Origin of the sequence: Ensifer sp. BR816 (genome assembly GCF_000378985.1) — a bacterium.
Lineage (GTDB): Bacteria > Pseudomonadota > Alphaproteobacteria > Rhizobiales > Rhizobiaceae > Sinorhizobium.
Genome location: NZ_KB905370.1, coordinates 5,894,556 through 5,916,048 on the forward strand (window position 1 = coordinate 5,894,556; position 21,493 = coordinate 5,916,048).

General features: G+C 62.8%; 22 protein-coding genes. 9 read left to right on the forward strand and 13 right to left on the reverse strand.

The window, feature by feature from the left end:
• Window positions 1-43 precede the first annotated feature (43 nt).
• Window positions 44-1,045, forward strand: a complete 1,002-nt coding sequence (locus RHIBR816_RS0128415; protein ID WP_018239975.1) for a LacI family DNA-binding transcriptional regulator — start codon at window positions 44-46, stop codon at window positions 1,043-1,045.
• 32 nt (window positions 1,046-1,077) lie between these two features.
• Here the strand turns inward: RHIBR816_RS0128415 and RHIBR816_RS0128420 are convergent, their stop codons facing one another.
• The 8 genes from RHIBR816_RS0128420 to RHIBR816_RS0128455 all read right to left on the reverse strand — a co-directional run bounded on the left by RHIBR816_RS0128420 (window position 1,078) and on the right by RHIBR816_RS0128455 (window position 9,546).
• On the reverse strand, window positions 1,078-1,839 hold the full coding sequence (locus RHIBR816_RS0128420) for an ABC transporter permease (protein ID WP_018239976.1): 762 nt from the start codon (window positions 1,837-1,839) through the stop codon (window positions 1,078-1,080).
• On the reverse strand, window positions 1,836-2,762 hold the full coding sequence (locus RHIBR816_RS0128425) for an ABC transporter ATP-binding protein (RefSeq protein ID WP_018239977.1): 927 nt from the start codon (window positions 2,760-2,762) through the stop codon (window positions 1,836-1,838). The genes RHIBR816_RS0128420 and RHIBR816_RS0128425 overlap by 4 nt, the downstream gene beginning before the upstream one ends.
• A 254-nt stretch (window positions 2,763-3,016) precedes the next feature.
• Window positions 3,017-3,343: a sulfite-sensing transcriptional repressor BigR gene (gene bigR / locus RHIBR816_RS0128430; protein WP_018239978.1), complete on the reverse strand. Its 327-nt coding sequence runs from the start codon at window positions 3,341-3,343 to the stop codon at window positions 3,017-3,019.
• A gap of 10 nt (window positions 3,344-3,353) precedes the next feature.
• On the reverse strand, window positions 3,354-4,244 hold the full coding sequence (locus RHIBR816_RS0128435) for an MBL fold metallo-hydrolase (RefSeq protein WP_018239979.1): 891 nt from the start codon (window positions 4,242-4,244) through the stop codon (window positions 3,354-3,356).
• 176 nt (window positions 4,245-4,420) lie between these two features.
• Window positions 4,421-5,242, reverse strand: coding sequence for a sulfite exporter TauE/SafE family protein (locus RHIBR816_RS0128440; protein WP_018239980.1), 822 nt, complete (start codon window positions 5,240-5,242; stop codon window positions 4,421-4,423).
• A 309-nt stretch (window positions 5,243-5,551) separates the two neighbouring features.
• Window positions 5,552-6,778, reverse strand: coding sequence for an extensin family protein (locus RHIBR816_RS0128445; protein ID WP_018239981.1), 1,227 nt, complete (start codon window positions 6,776-6,778; stop codon window positions 5,552-5,554).
• 207 nt (window positions 6,779-6,985) lie between these two features.
• Window positions 6,986-7,531 carry a Kazal-type serine protease inhibitor gene (locus RHIBR816_RS0128450; RefSeq protein ID WP_018239982.1) on the reverse strand — a complete coding sequence of 182 codons (546 nt, stop codon included), beginning with the start codon at window positions 7,529-7,531 and terminating at the stop codon, window positions 6,986-6,988.
• A 206-nt stretch (window positions 7,532-7,737) separates the two neighbouring features.
• Window positions 7,738-9,546, reverse strand: coding sequence for a methyl-accepting chemotaxis protein (locus RHIBR816_RS0128455; protein WP_018239983.1), 1,809 nt, complete (start codon window positions 9,544-9,546; stop codon window positions 7,738-7,740).
• 213 nt (window positions 9,547-9,759) lie between these two features.
• On the opposite strand from RHIBR816_RS0128455, the gene RHIBR816_RS0128460 reads away from it, so the two are divergent.
• Window positions 9,760-10,146, forward strand: a complete 387-nt coding sequence (locus RHIBR816_RS0128460) for an acyl-CoA thioesterase (RefSeq protein ID WP_018239984.1) — start codon at window positions 9,760-9,762, stop codon at window positions 10,144-10,146.
• Between the two features lie 92 nt (window positions 10,147-10,238).
• On the opposite strand, the gene RHIBR816_RS0128465 is transcribed toward RHIBR816_RS0128460, so the two are convergent.
• Entirely contained in the window at window positions 10,239-10,592 is a 354-nt protein-coding gene (locus RHIBR816_RS0128465) for a DMT family protein (protein ID WP_018239985.1), read from the reverse strand.
• A gap of 236 nt (window positions 10,593-10,828) precedes the next feature.
• On the opposite strand from RHIBR816_RS0128465, the gene uvrB reads away from it, so the two are divergent.
• Window positions 10,829-13,822 carry an excinuclease ABC subunit UvrB gene (gene uvrB, locus RHIBR816_RS0128470; protein WP_018239986.1) on the forward strand — a complete coding sequence of 998 codons (2,994 nt, stop codon included), beginning with the start codon at window positions 10,829-10,831 and terminating at the stop codon, window positions 13,820-13,822.
• 355 nt (window positions 13,823-14,177) lie between these two features.
• Here the strand turns inward: uvrB and RHIBR816_RS39080 are convergent, their stop codons facing one another.
• Both RHIBR816_RS39080 and RHIBR816_RS0128480 read right to left on the reverse strand, forming a co-directional pair.
• Entirely contained in the window at window positions 14,178-14,717 is a 540-nt protein-coding gene (locus RHIBR816_RS39080) for a hypothetical protein (RefSeq protein ID WP_084811198.1), read from the reverse strand.
• Between the two features lie 215 nt (window positions 14,718-14,932).
• Entirely contained in the window at window positions 14,933-15,520 is a 588-nt protein-coding gene (locus RHIBR816_RS0128480; protein ID WP_034816714.1) for a J domain-containing protein, read from the reverse strand.
• A 526-nt stretch (window positions 15,521-16,046) separates the two neighbouring features.
• Here RHIBR816_RS0128480 and RHIBR816_RS0128485 point away from each other — a divergent pair.
• A complete protein-coding gene (locus RHIBR816_RS0128485; RefSeq protein ID WP_014764845.1) occupies window positions 16,047-16,259 on the forward strand; it encodes a cold-shock protein in 213 nt (70 codons plus the stop codon).
• A gap of 99 nt (window positions 16,260-16,358) precedes the next feature.
• Here the strand turns inward: RHIBR816_RS0128485 and dusA are convergent, their stop codons facing one another.
• Both dusA and RHIBR816_RS0128495 read right to left on the reverse strand, forming a co-directional pair.
• Window positions 16,359-17,501 carry a tRNA dihydrouridine(20/20a) synthase DusA gene (gene dusA / locus RHIBR816_RS0128490; RefSeq protein ID WP_026187529.1) on the reverse strand — a complete coding sequence of 381 codons (1,143 nt, stop codon included), beginning with the start codon at window positions 17,499-17,501 and terminating at the stop codon, window positions 16,359-16,361.
• Window positions 17,502-17,741: 240 nt separating this feature from the next.
• Window positions 17,742-17,990 (reverse strand): hypothetical protein, encoded by a 249-nt coding sequence (locus RHIBR816_RS0128495; RefSeq protein ID WP_026187530.1) that lies wholly within the window; start codon window positions 17,988-17,990, stop codon window positions 17,742-17,744.
• 423 nt (window positions 17,991-18,413) lie between these two features.
• Here RHIBR816_RS0128495 and RHIBR816_RS0128500 point away from each other — a divergent pair, with 423 nt between their 5' ends.
• The 5 genes from RHIBR816_RS0128500 (at window position 18,414) to RHIBR816_RS0128520 (ending at window position 21,492) form a co-directional block, all read left to right on the forward strand.
• Complete coding sequence (locus RHIBR816_RS0128500; RefSeq protein WP_018239990.1) at window positions 18,414-18,653, forward strand: DUF982 domain-containing protein; 240 nt, start codon at window positions 18,414-18,416, stop codon at window positions 18,651-18,653.
• Between the two features lie 414 nt (window positions 18,654-19,067).
• Window positions 19,068-19,277, forward strand: coding sequence for a hypothetical protein (locus RHIBR816_RS0128505; protein ID WP_012708291.1), 210 nt, complete (start codon window positions 19,068-19,070; stop codon window positions 19,275-19,277).
• A gap of 211 nt (window positions 19,278-19,488) precedes the next feature.
• Entirely contained in the window at window positions 19,489-20,175 is a 687-nt protein-coding gene (locus RHIBR816_RS0128510; RefSeq protein ID WP_018239991.1) for a fumarylacetoacetate hydrolase family protein, read from the forward strand.
• A 57-nt stretch (window positions 20,176-20,232) separates the two neighbouring features.
• Window positions 20,233-20,763, forward strand: a complete 531-nt coding sequence (locus RHIBR816_RS0128515; RefSeq protein ID WP_018239992.1) for a gamma carbonic anhydrase family protein — start codon at window positions 20,233-20,235, stop codon at window positions 20,761-20,763.
• Between the two features lie 75 nt (window positions 20,764-20,838).
• Window positions 20,839-21,492, forward strand: a complete 654-nt coding sequence (locus RHIBR816_RS0128520) for a phytochelatin synthase family protein (RefSeq protein WP_018239993.1) — start codon at window positions 20,839-20,841, stop codon at window positions 21,490-21,492.
• The last annotated feature ends 1 nt before the right edge of the window (window position 21,493 follow it).

A 21,493-nucleotide genomic window follows, 5' to 3' on the forward strand; every position in this document is an offset into this window, starting at 1 on the left:
GCCTCTATATCCAAGTCAGTACAAGCTTCTTCGTGGAGTACTCGTGGCCGTCACCATAAAACATGTCGCGAAGGCCGCGGGCGTCGCCGTCGGCACGGTCTCGCGCGTTCTCGCAAAGAACAAGACCGTCAACGAAGAGATCAGGATACGCGTCGAGGACGTCATCCAGGAACTCGGCTACAAGCCTAATTCCATCGGACGCAGCCTGCGACTGAACAAGACCGACCTGATAGGCTTGGTGATTCCCGACATCACCAACCCCTTCTTCGCCGAACTCGCAAAACATGTCGAAATGCTGGCCTCGGCCGAGGGGTATTCCGTACTGCTTGCCAATAGCCATGACGATCCCGCCGCCGAACAGCAGCAGGTACAAGCGCTCCTCGGTCGTCTGCCGAGCGGAATGATCTTGGTGCCAGTCAGCGAAAGCGTGATTGGCGATCTCGTCAGAGGCAAGAACACCGTCACCGTGGACCGCCCGCTGAAGGGCCAGACGCTTGTCGGCGTGGACAACCGAAGAGGCGGCTACCTCGCCGCCGATCACCTCCTGTCGCTCGGCCACCGCCGCATTGCTTACATGGGCGGTCCTCCCGCGCTGGATGTCGCGCGCGAACGGCGTGAAGGCTTCGTCGGCCGGATTCGCGAATTTCAGCAAAAGAACCCGAGCCAGTCGCTCGCCTTTCAGACGGTTGACGGCAATTTCGACTACAGGGCCGGCGAGGAACTTGGCAACCGCTTGCTGCGGCAGGAAGGACCGCATCGACCAACGGCAATCGCCACCGCCAGCGACCAGCAGGCGATCGGCCTGATGCGCGCGACTGCCGACCTGGGACTTTCGATACCGAACGACCTGTCGATCGTCGGCTTCGACGACATCCCGCTTGCGTCCCTCGTTCTGCCGCGATTGACCACCATTCGCCAACCGCTCGCCGAGATTGCGCGGATTGCGCTCGATGCAATCCTCAACCGCCCGTCGGTGACAAAAGAGTGCAAGCTCGAACCGGTCCTGGTGGAACGAAACTCGACGCGCGCCTGGTCCGTACGATAGCGACCTTCGGCGACTGATCCCGGATCAAGCGGTCAGTTGCGCAGCCTGTAGCCGGTGCGGAAGATCCAGGTCAGCACGGCCATGCAGATCGCCAGGAAAGCAAGAATGATCACGGCGCTTGCGAGCGGGTCGACGTCGGAAATCTCGAAGAAGCTCCAGCGGAAACCACTGATCAGATAGAGGACCGGGTTGAAATGGCTGACGGCCCGCCAGAACGGCGGCAGCATGTCGACCGAGTAGAAGCTACCGCCAAGGAAAACGAGCGGCGGGACGACCAGCATCGGGATCAGGTTCAATTGCTCGAAGTCTTTCGCCCAGATGCCGATGATGAAGCCGAACAGGCTGAACGTCACCGCCGTCAGCACGAAGAAGAAGATCATCGCAAAGGGATGGGCGATGCTGAGGTCGACGAACAGCGATGCGGTGAGCAGGATGATCGTGCCGATCATCAGCCCCTTGGTCGCCGCCGCGCCGACGTAGCCGAGAACGATTTCCAGCATTGAGATCGGCGACGACAGTACTTCGTAGATCGTGCCGGTGAATTTGGGGAAGTAGATGCCGAAGGAGCCGTTGCCGATGCACTGCGTCAGCAGCGTCAGCATCATCAGCCCGGGCGTGATAAAGGCGCCGTAGGAAATACCGTCGATCTGCTGGATGCGCTCGCCGATCGCCGCGCCGAAGACGATGAAATAGAGCGACGTCGAGATGACCGGGGATACGACGCTCTGCAGCAGGGTGCGTCGCGTACGCGCCATCTCGAAAAAATAGATGGACTTGATCGCCTCGATGTTCATCGCCCCGCCTCCACTATCTCGACGAAAATATCCTCGAGCGAACTTTGCTGCGTCGAGAGATCGCGCAGCCTGATCCCGGTCTCCGCGAGCGTCGCGAGCAGTGCGGTGATGCCCGTCCGTTCGGCGCTCGTGTCGTAGTCGTAGATCAGGCTCTGGCCATTGTCCTCGAGCGTCAGATTGTAGGAGGACAACGAATCCGGGATGCGCTCCAGAGGTTGGGCGAGATCGACGCGCAACTGCTTGCGGCCAAGCTTGGTCATCAGCGCATCCTTCTCCTCGACCAGAAGGATCTCGCCGCCATTGATGACGGCGATGCGGTCGGCGATCTCTTCCGCCTCCTCGATATAGTGCGTCGTCAGGATGATCGTCACACCCGAGGCGCGCAGCCGCTCGACGACTTCCCACATGCTTTTGCGCAGGCTGACATCGACGCCGGCGGTCGGCTCGTCAAGGAACAATATGCGCGGTTCGTGCGACAGCGCCTTGGCGATCAGTACGCGCCGTTTCATGCCGCCGGAAAGCTCGCGCAGCATGTTGTCCTTCTTGTTCCAGAGCGACAGGTCCTTCAGCACCTTCTCGATATGGGCTGGATCCGGCTTCCTGCCGTGCAGGCCGCGCGAGAAGGAAACCGTGTTCCACACCGTCTCGAAGGCATCGGTCGTCAGTTCCTGCGGCACGAGGCCGATCATCGCCCGCGTCTCGCGAAAGTCGTGCACGACGTCATGGCCATCGACGGTCACCTTGCCACCACTCGGGTTGACAATGCCGCAGATGATCGAGATCAGGGTCGTCTTGCCGGCACCGTTAGGCCCGAGCAAAGCGAGGATTTCCCCCTCCTCGATGTCGAGGTTGACACCTTTTAGCGCCTCGAAACCGGAGGCATAGGTTTTCGACAGATTCGAAACGGAAACGATAGAAGCCATGAAAAGCGGATCCGAAAGCGGGGCAATATCGGCGGGTTGTTGCTCTATATGGGCCGATTCACATTGTTTTGCAGCCCGTCCCACGCAATTTTGAGGGTGACACTGCGTTTAACGGGCATTTTGTGGACACCGTTCCTGTCGGGCGGTCTACCGTTCGCATGCCCTACACGGCAATACCGGCTCGCTCAGACGATCGGACCGTTCAGGATCAGCGGAATCTCTGCCTGCGGGCAAAACAGTAGGGGCGGTCATTGTTACGCCCTGTCTCGGCAGAAGATCTCGTAGAGCGCCATGATCAACCGTGCGGCCTTGTCCTCGGCCAGGCGATAGAATATCTGCTTCGCGTCACGCCGCGTCGCGACGATACCCGCCTCGCGAAGGACTGTGAGTTGCTGCGACAAGGTCGGTTGGTGGATGCCGAGTGTCTCTTCCAACTGGCCCACGGAATGCTCGCCTTCGACGAGCGTGCAGACGATCATCAGCCGGTTCTGGTTTGCGAGCGTCTTGAGCAGCGCCGCCGCTTGGCCCGCCTGCTCCCCCATGTCCGGGCCGACCTTTCGCAATGTCGTCAAACTTCGCATCTCCATCTCCTCAGCCCCATGCCGCTCCCTTGAGCGCATTGAGCGGAAATTTCAGATAGCGCGCGCCATTGGCTTCCGGATCCGGCAGACGGCCGCCGCGAATATTGACCTGCAACGCGTGCAGGATCAGCTTCGGCATCGGCAGCGTCCGGTCGCGCGCCTCGCGCAACTGAACGAACTGATCCTCGCTCACGCCAGCAATATGAGCATTGCAGCGCTTCTCCTCGCCGACAGTGCTTTCCCAGCGCGGCTGGCGGCCCTCCGGCCGATAGTCGTGACCGGTGAAAACGCGGGTTTCGTCCGGCAGCGCCAGGATCTCGGAGATCGAGCGCCACAGCTGGCGTGCATCACCTCCCGGGAAGTCCGCCCGGGCCGTCCCGCTGTCCGGCATGAAGACCGTGTCGTGGACGAAGGCAGCGTCGCCGAAGATATAGGTGACGGAGGCAAGGGTGTGGCCGGGCGAATAGAGCACGCGCCCTTCGAGCGCCCCAAGGGAGAGGCGTTCGCCTCCGTCGAAGAGGCGGTCCCATTGCGACCCGTCCGCCTCGAGCTCCGGCCAATTGTAGATGCCTTTCCAGAGCCTCTGGACCCGCACGATCTCGGATCCGATGCCTGTCGGCGCTCCCGTCCGCTCCTTCAGATAGGCTGCCGCCGAGAAATGGTCCGCATGCGGATGGGTGTCGAGAATCCAATCCACCGCCAGACCGTTTTCGGCCACGTATTCGAGGATCAAGTCCGCCTGTTCGGTCGCCGTCGTGCCCGACTTCTCGTCGAAATCGAGGACCGGGTCGATGATGGCGCAACGCTTCGTCAACGGATCGGCAACGACATATTGGATGCTTCCGGTGCGACACTCGTAAAAGCCTTTGACGTCCGGTCTCAGGGTTGCAACTGCAGCCATCGTAGCGCTCCCATCAATATACACTTAAATATATTATATATCGTTTGATCGAACAAGCTGACCGAACGACGTCGATCCTCACGTCGCGCGTTTCAGGTACACTGAGCAAGGGATTATCGCACAGCCCGCGGCGCCAAGAGTGATCCAATTTGGGGTGGCCGGCCGCCTATTCGCGGCTAGCCGTAGAGGCTGTAGAGGAAGCGCAAGGCGATCAAGATCATGAAAATGCCAAAGCCCGCCTCAAGCTGCCGCCTGTCCAAGGCATGGGCCAGACGTACGCCGAGCGGCGCCACCAGCAACGAGACCGGAATGATCAGGGCAACAGCGATCCAGTTGATGAACCCGGTCGAGAGCGGCGGCAGACCGGGCTCGCCCCAGCCCGCCCAGATATAACCGAACAATCCGGGAATTGAAATCAGTACACCGACACCGGCGGACGTCGCGATCGCCTGGTGAATCGGTCGGTTGTATAGCGTCATGAATGTATTGTTGAGCACCCCGCCACCGACGCCCATCAGACCGGACAGAACGCCGATCACCACGCCGACGACCCACTTGACCGGATTTTTCGGAAGCTCCGTTCCGAGACGCCAGGAGGCACGGTTGAACATCATCCGCAATGCCACCGCCAGCGCGATAATCGCGAAGATCAACCGCAAGGTCTCGCTGCTGACATAGGCCGCGATCATGGTCGCGAGGATGGCGCCGAGCGGAATGGCGAAGATCCAATTGCGCAACAAGGCCGTATCGACGATGCCGCGCCGATAATGCGCCAGGAAGGAACGTACGGACGTCGGCACGATGATTGCCGTCGAGGTGCCCACCGAAAGATGCATCCGCACTGCGTCGTCAACACCGAGAAGCCCGAACACCTGAAAGAAGACCGGCACGAGGATCGCACCGCCGCCGACGCCGAAAAGGCCCGCAAGCACGCCGGATACGACGCCAGCCGCGGCTAGCGCCAGGGCAAACAGCATCAATTCCGAGAGCGGCGGCATGGAAAATCCAATCTTCTTGAGGGCCGAGCAGCTGAAGCCGCCAATGTGGAAGGAAGTGCGCCATCACTGTCATGAAACGGTGACGCTTTTCAATCACCTTTGGAGGGCGTTGAGCAACCCCGCTCTCGTGATTTGCGCGCCGGGGGCCCCCTATCCTCCGGTCGTTTTGGCCGGCCCCGCGCCGGCCTCTTTTTTTTGCGGCTGGCCGGTAGAGCGGGATGCGCTCACATAGGTTCGCGCCGCCGCTCTATCTGTTTGTTTTGCCGCGTTTGTGCGACGCCAGGTGATTCCACCTGACTGCAAAATGCTCTAATCGCAATGGCGGTAGCCGGACTTCCGGGTCCTGAGGTCGAAGTGGAAATGATCCTTGTGGAAGGGATCGCTGCCGGGACCGAGCACGGTGTTGAAATATTTGCAGCTGTCGGCGCGAACGGCCTTCAGGAGCCCGCGCTCCCGGAAGGCGAAGAAGCCCTTCCGGCGTACATCGATCTCCTTGCCGTTCTTCAGCACGAATTTGCCGACGTCGATCGCATTGCCGCGCGCATGCTCCGACATCGGGTTACCGCGGCGCGAGTTCATCGTCCGGCAGGAATAGCCGCCGAGCGGCTTGATCGTGCTGACACCGGACCAGTAGCGATAGCGCGAGGACGGCGCGAGCTCGTATTTCACCCACTTGGCGAAGGCTTCCGTCACCTGGCAATTGAGTTTTACCGCAGGCTTCACGGCGATGTTGCCGGAGAGGCCGCTGATCTCGACGGGATAGTCGATTCCGCATGACGGGCCGTTATGGATCCGCGGCACATCGCGGAAGACGACGCCGAGCTTCTTCAGTCTCTGGCGGCAGGCGATCTCCGACCGCGGCATTTCGCCGGTATATTCGGGCGCCGACAAAGGATTGCGGGCGCGCGGCAGGAAGGCGACCTGTTGTGGCTCCTCGGCGCGCCGAACGGCCCGCTGCGGCGCAACCGATCGCGCCCTCTTCGCCTCCTCTGCCGAGATCTGCTCCGGCGTCAGCGGCGGCAAATCGGGATCGTAGCCCGAGGCGGAATCCGGCGTGAGCGCCGGCTCGGCCGGGCCGCCGAGCTGGTGCACATCGTCCTCTCCGATGCCGCCGACGACCGGCTGCGTGGCGTTGCCCTCGGCGATGTCACCGGATTGCTCCTGCGCCAGGCCGACGACCGGCTCGACGCCGAGCATCGCGTCCATGTTGACGCCTTCGGGCGGGACCGTCATCGGGCCGGCACTCGCGACCTGCGTCTCCGCCATCTCCGGCTGGCTGTCGATCATTGGTAGGCTGCCCTGCGGCTCCGCTGCACCGGCGGTCCTGTCGTTGAATGTCGATACCGGCTCTTCCGACGGATAGGCCGCCGCCGCCTGTTCCGGATTGGCGACGACACGGCTCGGCCGGATGGCGCCGACGCGCGACGCGCCGTCGACCCCGGCGGTCGGCGACAATGCGTCCGTGCTACAGGCCACGAGGGGGATCGACAGCAGCAACGCCGTCAATGGTCGATGGAGAAGAGAAACATACGCCATACCACTTGCCGCCTTCGTCCATGACAAAGCCACGACTTTGTCGGTCCACCGCCCGCCCACAGTCGAAACGTGACGTCCCGCTATGTCGCCAAGCGGGCAAGCAGTGGAAAAAGCCGCGTTCAGGACGCACTCTATGCAAACGTGGTAAACGAACGGTTTTTCCGGCGCCGAATCTGGCCCGCATGCCAGCCTTTTCGCCGCCTTCGCTCAGCCGCACTCGCCGCCATGGACGATCCGGAAACCAGCGGCACCGGCCTCGCAGGCATTCGGGAAGGTCGTAAGCCGTCCGCCGCGCTGGCCGCACACCGGAGCATATTCCCGCGTGCAGAACTGCTGTGGCGGCGCGGGTTCGTCGCTGCGACGGCATTCGCCCGCCTCGATCACGCGGAATCCGTCGGCGCGTGCCACGCAGGCATTTGCAAATGTCCGCCTCAGCCTGCCGCGCTCGCCGCAGACCGGTGCGTATTCACGGGTGCAGGCCTGCTCCACCGGTGGACGGAAATCGGGCCGGCATTCGCCGCGGTGAAGGACGCGAAATCCGTCGGCACGGGCATTGCAGGCATTGGGAAAGGTTCTGAGCCGGTTGCCGCGTTCGCCGCAGACCGGCGCGAATTCCATCGTACACATTTGCGGCGGCCGGATCGGCGGGCCGGGGCGCGGTTCGTCGACGACAACCGTGCAGGCAGAGACAAGGCCCATTACCATCGAGATTGCAACGGTTGGCCGCGAAATGAGAAACCTGAGAAGCGACATAGAATCCTCCGCGAACGTGCTGTGCCTCGAGCGATCTGCGACAGCCGCCCTCTCCCGGCGCGATCTCACCCGGGATGGACGATGCCGTCAATATCCGCGAACCGGTACAGCTGCATGCAACTGAGGATAGGAACAACAAAGGCGCCGAAAAGAAGGACCCGCGCTCCTTCGAACGCGGGCCAGTGAAATTCGCCTTTTCTTATTTGTCAGGCGGCCCGGCCGTAGGCCGCCTGCCCGTCCCTCAGGCGGAACCTATCGAGCAGCGTCTTCAATTCGCGGCTTTCCTGCGCCAGAACCTGGCTCGCGGCGGTCGTTTCCTCGACCATCGCCGCATTCTGCTGCGTCATCTGATCCATGCTGTTGACGGCGGTGTTGACCTCATGCAGCCCCGTCGCCTGTTCCCGGGCCGCAGTGGCGATCGAGGCGACCTGTTCGTTCACCTGTTTGACGAGGGCCTCGATCTCCATCAGGGCGTCGCCCGTGGAACGAACGAGCTCGACACCCGCGCCAACTTCCTTGACGGATGTGCCGATCAAATCCTTGATCTCCTTTGCGGCCCCGGCCGAACGTTGCGCGAGCTCACGAACTTCCTGGGCGACGACCGCAAAGCCACGCCCCGCCTCGCCCGCCCGAGCCGCTTCCACGCCGGCGTTCAGTGCCAGCAAATTGGTCTGGAAGGCGATCTCGTCGATGACGCCGATGATCTGGCTGATACGGCTCGATGAATCCTCGATCCGGCCCATGGCGTCGATCGCGTTGCGGACGATCCCGCCGGATTTCGTCGCGCTCGCCTTGGTCTCGTTGACCATGTCGCGCGCCTCGATGGCGCGGTCCGAGGCATGGCGTACGGTCGAGGTGATCTCGTCGAGCGCCGCGGCCGTTTCTTCGAGCGCGGCCGCCTGCTGTTCCGTCCGCCGCGCCAGATTGTTGGCCGCCTCGGAAATGTCGCCGGCGCTGCCGTGCACAATCTCGGTCGATTGCGAGATCGCTCCGATGACGTCGCGAAGGGCGGCAACGGCAGAGTTGAAGTCATGCTTGAGCTTGCCGTATTCCGGCGCGATCCGCCCGACCTCGGCCGTGAGATCGCCACTCGCCAGCCGCTCCAGGGCGGCGCCGAGCGTTTCCATCGCCTCGGTCTGGGCAGCGGCGGTCGAACGCTGCAGTTCCTCGTTGCCGCGCCGCTCGGCGTTCAGCCGATCCTGCTGCTCGGCCTCCCGCGAGCGCAGTTCCAGGCGCTCCTTGACCGAATCGCGAAGCACCATGAGCACCTTGGCCATCTGGCCGATCTCGTCGCCGCGATCCGTTTCCGGCACGTCGGAGGAAACATCCTCGTCCGCGATCGCCTGCATGGAGACTTTCAGCTTTTCGACCGGCCGCACGACGCTGCGGACGATCGCCAGCGCCGCCATCAGGATCGCCAGCGCCGCCGCGGCAAGAATACCGCCCATCTGCCACGCGCGCTCGCGGAACATCGCCGCCAGGTCGTCGGCGTAGACGCCGGTACCGACCACCCAGCCCCAGGGCTTGAAGCCGGCCACGTGCGAATATTTCAGCACCGGCTCCTCGGCACCCGGCTTCGGCCAGTAGTAGTCGACGAAGCCCCTGCCCTGTGCCTGCACGGTTTTGACGAACTCGACGAACAGGAACTTGCCGTTCGGATCCTTGTTCTGGGAAAGATCCTTGCCGTCCAGTTCCGGCTTGATCGGGTGCATCACCATCGTCGGATGCATATCGTTGACCCAGAAGTAGCCGCTGTCCTGGTAGCGCATCGCCTTGATCGCTTCCAGGGCGCGCTTCTGCGCCTCTTCGCGCGAAAGCGTCCCGGCCTCCTCCTGCTTGTGATAGGCCTCGAACACAGCAACGGCATTCTCGTTCATTCCCGAAAGCATCGCCTTGCGTTCGGCGACGAGTTTGTCCTGCGCCTGCACCAGTCCGAAGGTCAGCGCCGCCGCCATCACCAGCAACGCAAATGCCACGAGCGCGTAAAGCCGCGCCGAAATCCGAAATCGTCTCATCCCAGCCTCCTCTAAGTGGGCTGCAGGATAAAGACAGGTATTTGCGAAGCTCCTAACAAAGAATCGCTAGATTTTACGGTGCCCGATTAACCTTTCGGCAACCAAGACCAGTGCCGGACCGGTTGCAGGATGGGGTGCAGAATGGGGTGCAGTCCTCTTTTTCAGATACGCGCCATAGGCTAAACCGTGTTCCGACAACGGGAGACAGGCCGCATGAATCCAGTGACCAAGCCGAATGGCGAGCTAACCTTGCGCACCTTGGCGATGCCGGGCGATGCCAATGCCGCAGGCGATATTTTCGGCGGTTGGGTGATGGCGCAGATGGACCTTTCCTGCGGCATCCGCGCCGCCGAGCGGGCCAGGGGCCGGGTCGTGACGGCCGCCGTCAAGGAAATGGCCTTTGCGCTGCCGGTGAAGATCGGCGACACGTTGTGCATCTACACGGATATCGTCAAGGTCGGCCGCACTTCGATGACGCTGAAGGTCGAGGCCTGGGCGCAGCGCTATCTCTCGCAGGTGATGGAGAAGGTCACCGACGCCATTTTCGTGATGGTGGCGCTCGACGGCACCGGCAAGCCGACGCCCGTGCCGGCGGAATAGCAAAAGGCCCTGAGCGCGTCCGCGCCGGTTCCGGCCTTGTACCGCGTCTCCAGCCTGCTGGATCCGGCGGGCACCGCCCCTCGCGAAAACCTTCACCCCTTGAAAATAAACGACGCTCCCAGCGCGATCAGCGCGAAGCCGATGAGTTGATGCCAGCCGATCGACTCCTTCAGCCAGAAGACCGAGAACAGCACGAAGATGGTGAGCGTGATCACCTCCTGCATCGTCTTCAATTGCGCCGCGGAATAGACGGAATGTCCGATGCGGTTGGCCGGTACTGCCAGCCAGTACTCGAAGAACGCGATACTCCAGCTGGCGAAGATGACGATGTAGAGCGGCGAAGACGTGAACTTCAGGTGCCCATACCAGGCGAATGTCATGAACACATTCGAGGCAATAAGCAGCAGGATCGGCCAGACATAGGCGGGATTGACGGCGAAGGGCATGAAAACCTCGGGAAGACGCGAATCGGTGTCCGAGCATGGTCCGGGCGCACGCGCCGTTTCAAGCGTCCCCCGGGCGGCATTGTCGACATGTCTCCGTAGTCGAAAGGCAACGGTCCACGTGACGACGCACGTGCAGTCACGCACGGGTCCGCGCAGCCAGGAAATCCCGGCTCGCCGTTTCCCTTTTGTACTCATTCCCCCTTTCCTTTCGGGCTGACTCTCTCCATATTCCGGCCATGGCCCAAACTCCGAAGAATCCCCAGAAGAAATCGTCAGCGCCCAGCGGTTTCGAAGAAGCCCCGCAGGCGCCGCTTTCCGGCGCCCCGCTCTCCGGCAATGTCTCCGACTGGGTGAAGCAGCTCGAATCGGATGCGGAAGCGTCCGCCTTCGAAAGCCAGCGGGAGATCGCCTCGAAAGCGGGCAAGCACCGGAAGAAGGTAGAAATCGCCGCCTCGAAGGCGGGCGGCAAGGGCAAGCCTGAGACCGTCAGCGGCAAGACGGCACGCGGCACCTCTATGGGGGGCAGCCACGACCCGAAAACGCGCGCCGCCGCGGGTCTGAACCCGGTTGCCGGCCTCGACGTGGCGCTCGAGGATGCCGACAAGCTGACGACCGGCTCCGGCGTCACTGCCACGGTCGAGGCGCTGGCGGCGCTAATCGAGAGCGGCAATCCGCTCTTCAAGGACGGCAAACTGTGGACACCGCACCGCCCTGCCCGGCCGGACAAGTCGGAAGGCGGCATTTCGCTGAAGATGGTGACCGACTACCAGCCCTCCGGCGATCAGCCGACGGCGATCGCCGATCTCGTCGACGGCCTCTCCTCGGGCGAGCGCAACCAGGTGCTGCTCGGCGTCACCGGCTCCGGCAAGACCTTCACCATGGCCAAGGTGATCGAGGCGACGCAGCGTCCGGCGGTCATCCTGGCGCCGAACAAGACGCTCGCCGCCCAGCTCTATTCCGAGTTCAAGAACTTCTTCCCGGAGAACGCGGTCGAGTATTTCGTCTCCTATTACGACTACTACCAGCCGGAAGCCTACGTGCCGCGCTCGGACACCTATATCGAGAAGGAATCCTCGATCAACGAGCAGATCGACCGCATGCGCCACTCGGCGACGCGCTCGCTGCTCGAGCGCGACGACGTCGTCATTGTCGCCTCGGTTTCCTGCATCTACGGTATCGGCTCGGTCGAGACCTATACGGCGATGACCTTCCAGATGAATGTCGGCGACCGGCTCGATCAGCGGCAGCTCCTCGCCGACCTAGTAGCGCAGCAATACAAGCGCCGCGACATGGATTTCCAGCGCGGCTCCTTCCGCGTGCGCGGCGACACGATCGAGATCTTCCCGGCCCACCTGGAAGATGCCGCCTGGCGCATCTCCATGTTCGGCGACGAGATCGACGCCATCACTGAATTCGACCCGCTGACCGGCCAGAAGACCGGCGACCTGAAATCGGTGAAGATCTACGCCAACTCGCATTATGTGACGCCGCGCCCGACGCTGAACGCCGCCACCAAGGCGATCAAGGAGGAGCTGACCCACCGCCTCGCCGAGCTGGAGCGCGCCGGCCGGCTGCTCGAGGCGCAGCGGCTCGAGCAGCGCACCCGCTACGATCTCGAAATGCTGGAGGCCACCGGCTCCTGCCAGGGCATCGAGAACTATTCGCGCTACCTGACCGGGCGCAAGCCGGGCGAGCCGCCGCCGACGCTGTTCGAATATATCCCCGACAACGCGCTGATCTTCATCGACGAGAGCCACGTCACCATTCCGCAGATCGGCGGCATGTATCGCGGCGACTTCCGCCGCAAGGCGACGCTCGCTGAATACGGCTTCCGCCTGCCCTCCTGCATGGACAACCGGCCCTTGCGCTTCGAGGAATGGGACGCGATGCGCCCGGACACGATCGCCGTCTCGGCGACGCCCGGCGGCTGGGAGATGGAGCAGTCCGGCGGCGTCTTCGCCGAGCAGGTCATCCGCCCGACCGGCCTGATCGACCCGCCGGTCGAAGTGCGCTCCGCCAAGACGCAGGTCGACGACGTGCTCGGCGAAATCCGCGAGACCGCCGCTGCCGGCTACCGTACGCTGGTCACTGTGCTGACCAAGCGCATGGCCGAAGACCTCACCGAGTACCTGCACGAACAGGGCGTGCGGGTGCGCTACATGCACTCCGACATCGACACGCTGGAGCGCATCGAGATCATCCGCGACCTGCGGCTGGGTGCTTTCGACGTACTGGTTGGCATCAACCTCCTGCGCGAGGGTCTCGACATTCCCGAATGCGGCTTCGTCGCCATTCTCGACGCCGACAAGGAAGGCTTCCTGCGTTCGGAGACCTCGCTGATCCAGACAATCGGCCGCGCCGCCCGCAACGTCGACGGCAAGGTCATTCTCTATGCCGACACCGTCACCGGCTCGATGAGCCGCGCGATGGAGGAGACCGCCCGCCGCCGCGAGAAGCAGATGGCCTATAACCTCGAAAACGGCATCACGCCGGAATCGGTGAAGGCGAAGATCTCCGACATCCTCGACTCGGTCTACGAGCGCGACCACGTCCGCGCCGACATCTCCGGCGTCGCCGGCAAGGGCTTTGCCGAGGCCGGCCACCTCGTCGGCAACAATCTGCAGGCGCATCTTAATGCGCTCGAAAAACAGATGCGCGACGCCGCCGCCGACCTCGACTTCGAAACCGCCGCGCGGCTGCGCGACGAGATCAAGCGCCTCAAGGCCGCGGAGCTCGCGGTGCTCGACGACCCGATGGCGCGGGAAGAGGCGAGGAGCGCCGAAGGCGCGACAGGGAAGAGAAAAGAACAGGCGAGGAGCGCTGAGGGCGGCAAGCGGGGCAGCAAGGCCGCGCCCAGTCCGATCTCCCCCCCTGCGGGGGAGATGTCCGGCAGGACAGAGGGGGGTGCGTCCACGAGCTACTTCGCCAAACCCTCGCTCGACGACATGGGCCCGGGCACCGACACCGAGCGCCCGCTCTTCCGCAAGCCGGATCTCGACGAAATGGGCCGCGACGTGGCCGTGCCCTCCGGCAAGGAACCGTCGCTGTTCCGCAAGAATACGCTCGACGAGATGACCGTCGGGCGGACGGAGAAACCGGTCACCGGCCATGTTCCGGAAAAGCCGATCCTCACCCCTGCCAAGCCCGGCATCGGCTCCTATGAGGACCAAGCGGACGAGAAGCGCCAGAAGGGACGGACGAAAGGAAAAACGGGACGGCCGGGGCGGTAATGGATCGAGGGACTCGATTTTAGCGGACCCATTTTTCACTACTCCGCCGGCCGACCAATCGATCGACCCATAAGGGTAACGTGAGAAGACGCGTCCTCACGCGCCGTGCCCTGTCCATTTTACTGGCCAATTCACGCAACCATCCCGTTTCCCCCCTCTTCACGCAGCCAAAACCCTAAATTTATAGGGAACATTCGCGCAAATTGCGAATTTCAGTTCAAACTAATTTAGGGAGAACGAAGATGCGTATCCTGGAAACATTTTTGACGAGCACCGGTTTGGCGCTGATTTCGGCCGGATTTATTGCATCGGCCCCGGTTCCGGCACAAAGCCAGGATCGGCCCATCCTTATGGCTCAGCAGTGCAGCCCGCTGACAGACGCGAACTTTGCGGCTTGCTGCGCGGCGGAGAACCGAGCGGACATCCTCACGCCCGCGCAAATCGCGCAATGCCCGCCTTTGTTTACGGCAGCGATTGCGCCCACCGATCCCTTCTCAACGACGAACGCCGGCGGCGGCGGCCTCGGCGGAGGCGGGGGTAACGGCGGTGGTCCCGGTGGCGGCGGCGGTGGCAACGGCGGCGGCGGTGGCGGCAACGATGGCGGCGGTGGCGGCAACGACGGCGGCGGTGGCGGCAACGGACGGCGGCGCGGTGGGGCAACGACGGCGGCGGCGGCGGCAACGACGGCGGCGGCGGCGGCGGCGGCAACGACGGCGGCAACGACGGCGGCGGCGGCGGCAACGACGGCGGCAACGACGGCGGCGGTGGCGGCCAAGATCACGGCCAGGGCGGCCAAGATCACGGCCAGGGCGGCCAGGATCGGCACAGGGACAACCGAGACTTCGGACAGGGTAGCCAGGATTAACGCAAGGGAACCGAGGACTTCTGCGACCATAACATCATTTCGACGCGCGGATGCCCGCGCGTCAGTGCCGATGACCTATGAACAAGTCGCGCCGCCTCACCCAATCGGCGCGACCGCTCCCCGGTGTTGGAAGCAAAGGATCGCGCCGGAAGGAGGCCGGAAGAAGGAAGCATCCGGTCGTTTTGCTCGCCCGCTTGCTCTAGGCCGTGCCTAGTGCCGACCGTTGCCGTCTTTTAAGCCGGACCTTACTCCGCGGCCCGCGCCTCGATCCCCAGCGGCTCCATCTCATAGGAATAGCCTTCCAGCATCTGATAGGCCTGCTCGATCACCTCTATCTGCGCCTCGGCGGCCTTGATCGCATCGCTGATCGACTGGCTGCGGGCGCGCAGCATCGAGCCGAGCACGTCCGTGTCCGGCCGCCGGCCGAGGCGGTCGAGGTGTTTGCGGACCCGTGAGCGGTGGCGCTCGAGCTCGAGGATGTGGAACCGGGTCTTGACGATGTCGTCCGAAAGCTTGCGCCGCATCGCCGCCACCGGGTCGAAGCTGCCGGGCTCGCGCAGGTCGAGAATGAAGTCGTTGACGAGCGTCTCCAGCATCATCAGGCCCTTGAGCTGCTTGGGATCGACGAGTTGCGGGTCGTAGCCGGTGTCGTCATAGACCTTGCGGCGCACCGGATCCTTCAACAGATCATAGGCCGCCTGCAGCTTGCCGAACTCTCCGGCGTCGCCGCCGCGGTCCGGATGCGCTGTCTTCACCGCGCGGCGATAGGCCGCCCGAATCGCCCGCTCGTCGGCGTCGCGCTCAAGTCCAAGGAGGGCATAGGGATCGATCACGCCGGCCACCTGTTTTAGTGCTCTAATTCTATCCGGCCCAGACCTACCGGTTCGCTGCGCCAGCAGCAAGTCCAGGGCGACCGTATCGGGATGGCGCTACGCTCACCGAAGCGTCGGGGCGAAAATGTGGTGGAAACGAGGCAATCCCCGACATTTATCCGTCGCCTCGCGCGCATTAAACTCTTGGAAAGGCCGGTCTCGCAAGGCATTGACCGGATACCGCCAGGGCTAGAAGTCTCTACTTGCCTTTTCCCCCAATTGCTGCCACTCCTACCCCCGTTCGGGCGATTTCAATCCCGGAGACTGGACTTTCGTTTGAGCCCGGCCATGGCCGGGACAGCCGCTAGCGGCACCGTAGACGTCTTTTCCCCGATATCGTGACCACTCGACGCCTTTCAGCATATCGCTGAAGACGACATATTCGTTTCCTCCAGGGGGCACGAATACACTACCTCAAGCAGACAAGCCGTGCTATTGAAGCGCTGGGTTGCGGCAACTGACAGACTGAAGGAAAAGGACTTCTTCCATGGCCACCAAGGGCATCGTAAAATTCTTCAACCAGGACAAGGGTTTTGGTTTCATCACGCCGGACGGCGGCGCGAAGGACGTTTTCGTCCACATCTCCGCAGTTCAGGCTGCCGGTCTCGCGACGCTCAAGGATGGCCAGCAGGTCAGCTTCGACACCGAGCCGGACCGCATGGGCAAGGGCCCGAAGGCCGTCAACCTCCAGGCGATCTAAGCCGGACGTTTCGATCGGATTTTGAAGGCGGCGCTTCGCAAGAAGCGCCGTTTTTCGTTGGGTGATGCACAGGAATGAGGGAACCAGGAGGTGCGCCCCCTATTCCGCCGCCTCACGCACCGTGACCGCCTCGAACACCGCGTCGAAGGCGGCATGGATTACCTCCGGGCCGGCGCCCTTGCGGGTGGCATCCGCGGAAAGAATCTGGCGGTAGCGCCGCGCCCCGGGCCAGCCCTGGAACAGGCCGACCATGTGACGCGTCACATGGATCAACCGGCCGCCATTGTCGATATGGGCGGCGGCATAGGCCGCCATCGCGTCGCGCACGCCCGCCCAGAACGCCAGCGACAGGCAATGGTGGCGATCGGAAAAGGCTTCCGGCTCCAGCGGCGCCGGTGCGGCGCCGGTCAGCGGGTGGGCGAAATAGCCGTCGGCGGCGGTGAGCAGGCCGCTGTCGTGATAGGCGGCGCGGCCAAGCATCACGCCGTCCAGCGGAACTCCGTATTCAGCCTGGGCAAGCCTTGCAGGAAGCAAATGCGGATCGAGATGCGACAGCGCCTGATTCAGAGTCTGAAGACCGCCGTTGAGGCCGATGAAAAGATTCGAATTCTCCGCTTTGAGCCGGTGCACGAGACCATAGTCGAGCGGCGGGATTTCACGGTTTTCCCGCGGCGACAGACCCTTAAGCCAGGCCTTGCGCGCATGCACCCAGACGGCGTCCGTGCCGGCATCCTTGACGCGGGCGACGAGCGCGCGCAAAGCCACCTCCGGATCCTGCTCGTCGACGCCGATCCGGCACTTGACCGTGACCGGGATCGTAACCGCCGCCTTCATCGCCGCCAAGCATTCGGCGACCAGCCCCGGCTCCTGCATCAGGCAGGCGCCGAACGTGCCGGACTGCACCCGGTCCGAGGGGCAGCCGACATTCATGTTGATCTCGTCATAGCCGAAGGCTTCGGCAATCCGCGCCGCCTCCGCCATCTTCGCCGGATCGTTGCCGCCAAGCTGCAGCGCGACCGGATGCTCAGAGGCGTCGTGGGCGAGCAGCCTCTCCTTGTCGCCGCGCAGGATCGCATCGGCGACAATCATCTCGGTATAGAGCAGCGCATGGCGGGAGAGCTGCCGCGCGAAGAAGCGATAATGACGGTCCGTCCAGTCGATCATCGGCGCCACGGCGAAGACGGGCGCCTTGAAGTACCGGCCCTTTCCCGAAGTCTCGGCCGTCGGCGGCGTTTCTGTCATGTCAAACAAGCTCTCATCCATCATATGGCCCGCTTTCGCGACGCACTTACGACGGCAGGCAACACACCCATGCAGCGAATTGGGGGCGATGTCCGAGCGAAAGCGCCAGGCGGCACGAGGCCTTATACTGCGACGACAGGAATAAAGCGAGATGGCGTCGCCGTTCGGAGCGTTGCAGAAAGCCCGACCTGCGCTGATCAATCATGTCTATTTGCGGATAGGCACCACAGGCCTCACCCGCTACCGGAACCCCGCCTGGCGAAACCACTCCTGGACGCCGCCAAGCACCGCCGCCTTGGCGCCTTCGAGCGTCGAGGCGTAGTTGAAGCCGGTGTTGTTCGTTCCGTTGCAGTGGGAAATCCGCCAGGCCCAGTCGCTCATGCTCTCGCGCTTCATGACGAAGGCGACTTCGTGCCGGCCGAGCATCGCACAGTAGGTCCCGTTGCGCAGCGGCAACCACGTCAAACGAATTTCCGCAACCTCTATCATGTCAGCCTCCCCAGCAGAAAACATATAGGCCGGCTATCAAGTGCTTGAAACCCCGTCATTTAAGGGGATAGCGCACCGACGGGCGAAGAAAGTGGCCACGGGGCGGAAACAACCCTGAATAGCGCACTTGGCCGCGATGCATCAAGGGTATACGCAGTTCCTCGCCTGCATCGCGCGCGATGCGGTCTCACGATCCAGGCCCTCGGTAAAATTGCGGACAAACGGAAAATCCTGCGCTAGATTGAGGAGCCTTCCCGGTGAACGCGTGCAGAGGACGCGCGGAACCCGGCCATGGCCGATGACGTTTTGCATTGAATCTCGAAGCGCGGAAGGAGCAGTGCGCGAGGGGTTTCCACCCGCATGTAGGAACCGAAATCGCGTTGCTCCCGGCCTGTTCGGAACATCGCATCCAGGAGGAAAAGCATGCATCAGGTGTTGTGGAACCATCCCATCGAGCTCGGATTGACTGGCGGCGATATACGCATGGTCATGGGGCCGTCCGATGCGCTCGTATGCCTCGCGGGACAATGGCCTCACCGTGGTCCCTACTACGTCGCGGCGCGAAGTGCCTGCCGCGCGGCAATCGCCGGTCGCCGGACTCCGGACGAGGCCCGCAGGCTGTTCATTTTCGCTGTTGAGGAAGCGCACCTGACCGCCCATTGAACGGCGCGACGCGCGCCCCAGGCGCGCCGGTGTTCAACATCTGTGTACAACGGGGCCTTTACTGTTGCGAAATACCTGCCGAAATCGCCCCATTGGCAAGGAATTATATTATTTATAGCTGGATCGCGGCCTGCATAAATAGTATTAATATCATCCGACAAGAGCTTTGCTTGAAGATCAGGGCCGTTTCCAATATAAGCTATTGCGCACACTTTAAGTCATCGACATGCCTTCGGGCCGGCCGGCATTGCGGCCAATCTTGAAATGACACGGAAATTTCCGCGAAACCGCCGGATTTCTGTCGTGAAGCGTTCATTTAAAGCACGTATATTCTGAGGTGCCTCATAAAGAACAAGTTCGGAGCGTCTAACTCCGGATCAAAAGGGAAAAGAAAATAATTACGGGAGAGACATCATGATGAGAGAGAGCAATCTCAGACGCATCGTCGAAGTCAGCATGAAGCGCGAAACCGGCCGCAAGGACATCGGCATCATGACCGTACGCCAGGCCCTTGAACTTCCCGAAGTACCGAGCCTCGAATACAGCCACCCGGAACTCAACTCGCGCTCGGACGGTCGCTTTCTGACCCGCGACCAGCTTGAAGCCTATGCCCGCTGCGCCTGACCGCAGGCCCCGCGGGCCCAATAAATCACCTTCGGCATAAGTTTGCCTATTGCCGCAGCCCTTCCGGCTGCTAACGTCCCACCCAAAGATTCGCTACAGCACCACCGTCCATCCGGCACGGTAGGTCGCTGTAGCGTTGCGCTTCCCGCATATTCATTTGCTCGGCGCCAGCCTGGCCGATGCGAGAACCGGACGACAGGAAACTGTTATTTTGGATACCGTCATACCGCCCTCACCCCCCGTGCTTTTGCCGATTTCCGGGAGCGCCGTCGGCTTTCCGGTGCGCCGGGTCTATTGCGTCGGCCGCAACTATGCGGCCCATGCGCGTGAGATGGGACATGACCCCGAGCGCGAGCCGCCGTTCTTTTTCCAGAAGAATGCGGACAACCTGCTGCCGACCGGTCAGGATTTCCCCTACCCGCCGCTCTCCTCGGACGTGCACCACGAGGTGGAACTGGTCGTTGCCCTTCGCCACGGCGGTGCGGACATCCCGGTCGAGGAAGCGATCGCGCATGTCTACGGCTATGGCGTCGGCATCGATTTCACGCGCCGCGACCTGCAGGCCGAGGCGAAGGAGGCCGGCCGGCCCTGGACCGCGGCCAAGGCCTTCGAGCATTCCGCACCGATCTCCGCAATTGTCCCGGCGACCACGGTCGGCCACCCGACGAGCGGCAACATCTGGCTGAAGGTCAATGGCGAGGCACGCCAGCAGGGTGATCTCGCCCAGATGATCTGGACGGTGCCGGAGATCATCGCCGAACTCTCGCGCCTCTTCACATTGGCACCCGGCGACATCATCATGACCGGAACACCCGCCGGCGTGGGTGCCGTCGAGCGCGGCGACGTGGTCACCTGCGGCATCGACGGTATCGCGGCGCTCTCCGTCAAAGTCGTCTGACGCGCCACGCGTGCGGAAGGCTGCCGGCGACTTGCCTCTCAGCAGAAGGAACACACCATGCCACTCTATGCATTGGGACCGCTGCAGCCCAACACGCCGCCACAAGGCAGCTACTGGATAGCACCGGACGCCAATGTCATCGGCCAGGTGGAGATTGGCGAAGACGTCGGCATCTGGTTCGGTGCGACCTTGCGCGGCGACAACGAGCCGATCCGCATCGGCGGGCGCGCCAACATCCAGGAGGCCGTCATCGTTCATGTCGATCCGGGTTTTCCGGTGACGATCGGCGAAGGCTGCACCATCGGCCACAGGGCGATCATCCACGGCTGCACGATCGGCGACAATTCGCTGATCGGAATGGGTGCCACCATCCTGAACGGCGCCAGGATCGGCCGCAACTGCCTGGTCGGCGCCAATGCTCTGGTCACCGAGGGCAAGGAATTTCCGGACAATTCGCTGATCGTCGGCGCCCCGGCCAAGGTGATACGGACGCTCGACGACGCGGCCGTGCAAGGGTTGAGGCGCTCGGCCGAACATTACGTGAAGAACTGGCAGCGTTACGCCGCACAGCTTAGCCGGCTGGATTGAACCTCTACTGCACCGGAATAGGCGCGGCGGACGCCTTGCGCTATGCTCTTGCCACCATTTTCAGAGGTCAGGGCGATGAGGCGTGGAATTCTCGTCGGTGCCGCAATTGGTGTCTCCGTCCTCCTCGGCGGCGCCTATGTCCTCCGCCCGGCCGAAGTGTCGCCGGCTGCGATCCGCACCTCGGTCGAGCAATCGCCTGAACTGCTGAACCGCGCCTGGAGCTTGCCGGGCGCCGCGAGCTACGGACGAACTCTGACGTGGCAGGCGAATGGATCGTTCTGCGGTCCCGCCAGCATCGCCAACCTCTTCCGCTCCATAGGGGAAGAGGAAACGACCGAAGCCAAGGTTCTCGAGGGCACCGGCTGGTGCCGCCTCGGCTTCTGCTGGATGGGGTTGACCCTCGACGAGCTTGCAGAACTGGCGCAAGCCCAAACGGAGCGCAAGGTGACCGTGTTGCGCAATCTGAATCCGGACGAGTTCCGCCGCCACTTGCGGGCGAGCAACGACCCCAGCAGGCGCTACATCGTCAACTTTTCGCGAGAGGCGATCTTCGGCGCGGGCGTTGGCCATCACTCGCCGATCGGTGGCTATCTCGAGGCGGAAGACCTGGTTTTCGTCCTGGACGTCAACGAGGACTTCAAGCCGTGGCTCGTCCCACGCGAAAAGCTCTATTCGGCGGTCGACACGCTGGACGGCGACCAAAAGCGCGGTTTGCTGCTGATCGAATAGC

Coding starts and splice junctions, on each gene's coding strand:
- RHIBR816_RS0128445 (WP_018239981.1), bottom strand. CDS start 6,778: ATGGCGTATGTTTCTCTTCTCCATCGACCATTGACGGCGTTGCTGCTG.
- RHIBR816_RS0128440 (WP_018239980.1), bottom strand. CDS start 5,242: ATGCCGCCGCTCTCGGAATTGATGCTGTTTGCCCTGGCGCTAGCCGCG.
- bigR (WP_018239978.1), bottom strand. CDS start 3,343: ATGCGAAGTTTGACGACATTGCGAAAGGTCGGCCCGGACATGGGGGAG.
- RHIBR816_RS0128485 (WP_014764845.1), top strand. CDS start 16,047: ATGGCCACCAAGGGCATCGTAAAATTCTTCAACCAGGACAAGGGTTTT.
- RHIBR816_RS0128455 (WP_018239983.1), bottom strand. CDS start 9,546: ATGAGACGATTTCGGATTTCGGCGCGGCTTTACGCGCTCGTGGCATTT.
- RHIBR816_RS0128515 (WP_018239992.1), top strand. CDS start 20,233: ATGCCACTCTATGCATTGGGACCGCTGCAGCCCAACACGCCGCCACAA.
- RHIBR816_RS0128505 (WP_012708291.1), top strand. CDS start 19,068: ATGATGAGAGAGAGCAATCTCAGACGCATCGTCGAAGTCAGCATGAAG.
- uvrB (WP_018239986.1), top strand. CDS start 10,829: ATGGCCCAAACTCCGAAGAATCCCCAGAAGAAATCGTCAGCGCCCAGC.
- RHIBR816_RS0128420 (WP_018239976.1), bottom strand. CDS start 1,839: ATGAACATCGAGGCGATCAAGTCCATCTATTTTTTCGAGATGGCGCGT.
- RHIBR816_RS0128465 (WP_018239985.1), bottom strand. CDS start 10,592: ATGCCCTTCGCCGTCAATCCCGCCTATGTCTGGCCGATCCTGCTGCTT.
- RHIBR816_RS0128500 (WP_018239990.1), top strand. CDS start 18,414: ATGCATCAGGTGTTGTGGAACCATCCCATCGAGCTCGGATTGACTGGC.
- RHIBR816_RS0128450 (WP_018239982.1), bottom strand. CDS start 7,531: ATGTCGCTTCTCAGGTTTCTCATTTCGCGGCCAACCGTTGCAATCTCG.
- RHIBR816_RS39080 (WP_084811198.1), bottom strand. CDS start 14,717: ATGGTCGCAGAAGTCCTCGGTTCCCTTGCGTTAATCCTGGCTACCCTG.
- RHIBR816_RS0128495 (WP_026187530.1), bottom strand. CDS start 17,990: ATGATAGAGGTTGCGGAAATTCGTTTGACGTGGTTGCCGCTGCGCAAC.
- RHIBR816_RS0128460 (WP_018239984.1), top strand. CDS start 9,760: ATGAATCCAGTGACCAAGCCGAATGGCGAGCTAACCTTGCGCACCTTG.
- RHIBR816_RS0128520 (WP_018239993.1), top strand. CDS start 20,839: ATGAGGCGTGGAATTCTCGTCGGTGCCGCAATTGGTGTCTCCGTCCTC.
- dusA (WP_026187529.1), bottom strand. CDS start 17,501: ATGACAGAAACGCCGCCGACGGCCGAGACTTCGGGAAAGGGCCGGTAC.
- RHIBR816_RS0128425 (WP_018239977.1), bottom strand. CDS start 2,762: ATGGCTTCTATCGTTTCCGTTTCGAATCTGTCGAAAACCTATGCCTCC.
- RHIBR816_RS0128435 (WP_018239979.1), bottom strand. CDS start 4,244: ATGGCTGCAGTTGCAACCCTGAGACCGGACGTCAAAGGCTTTTACGAG.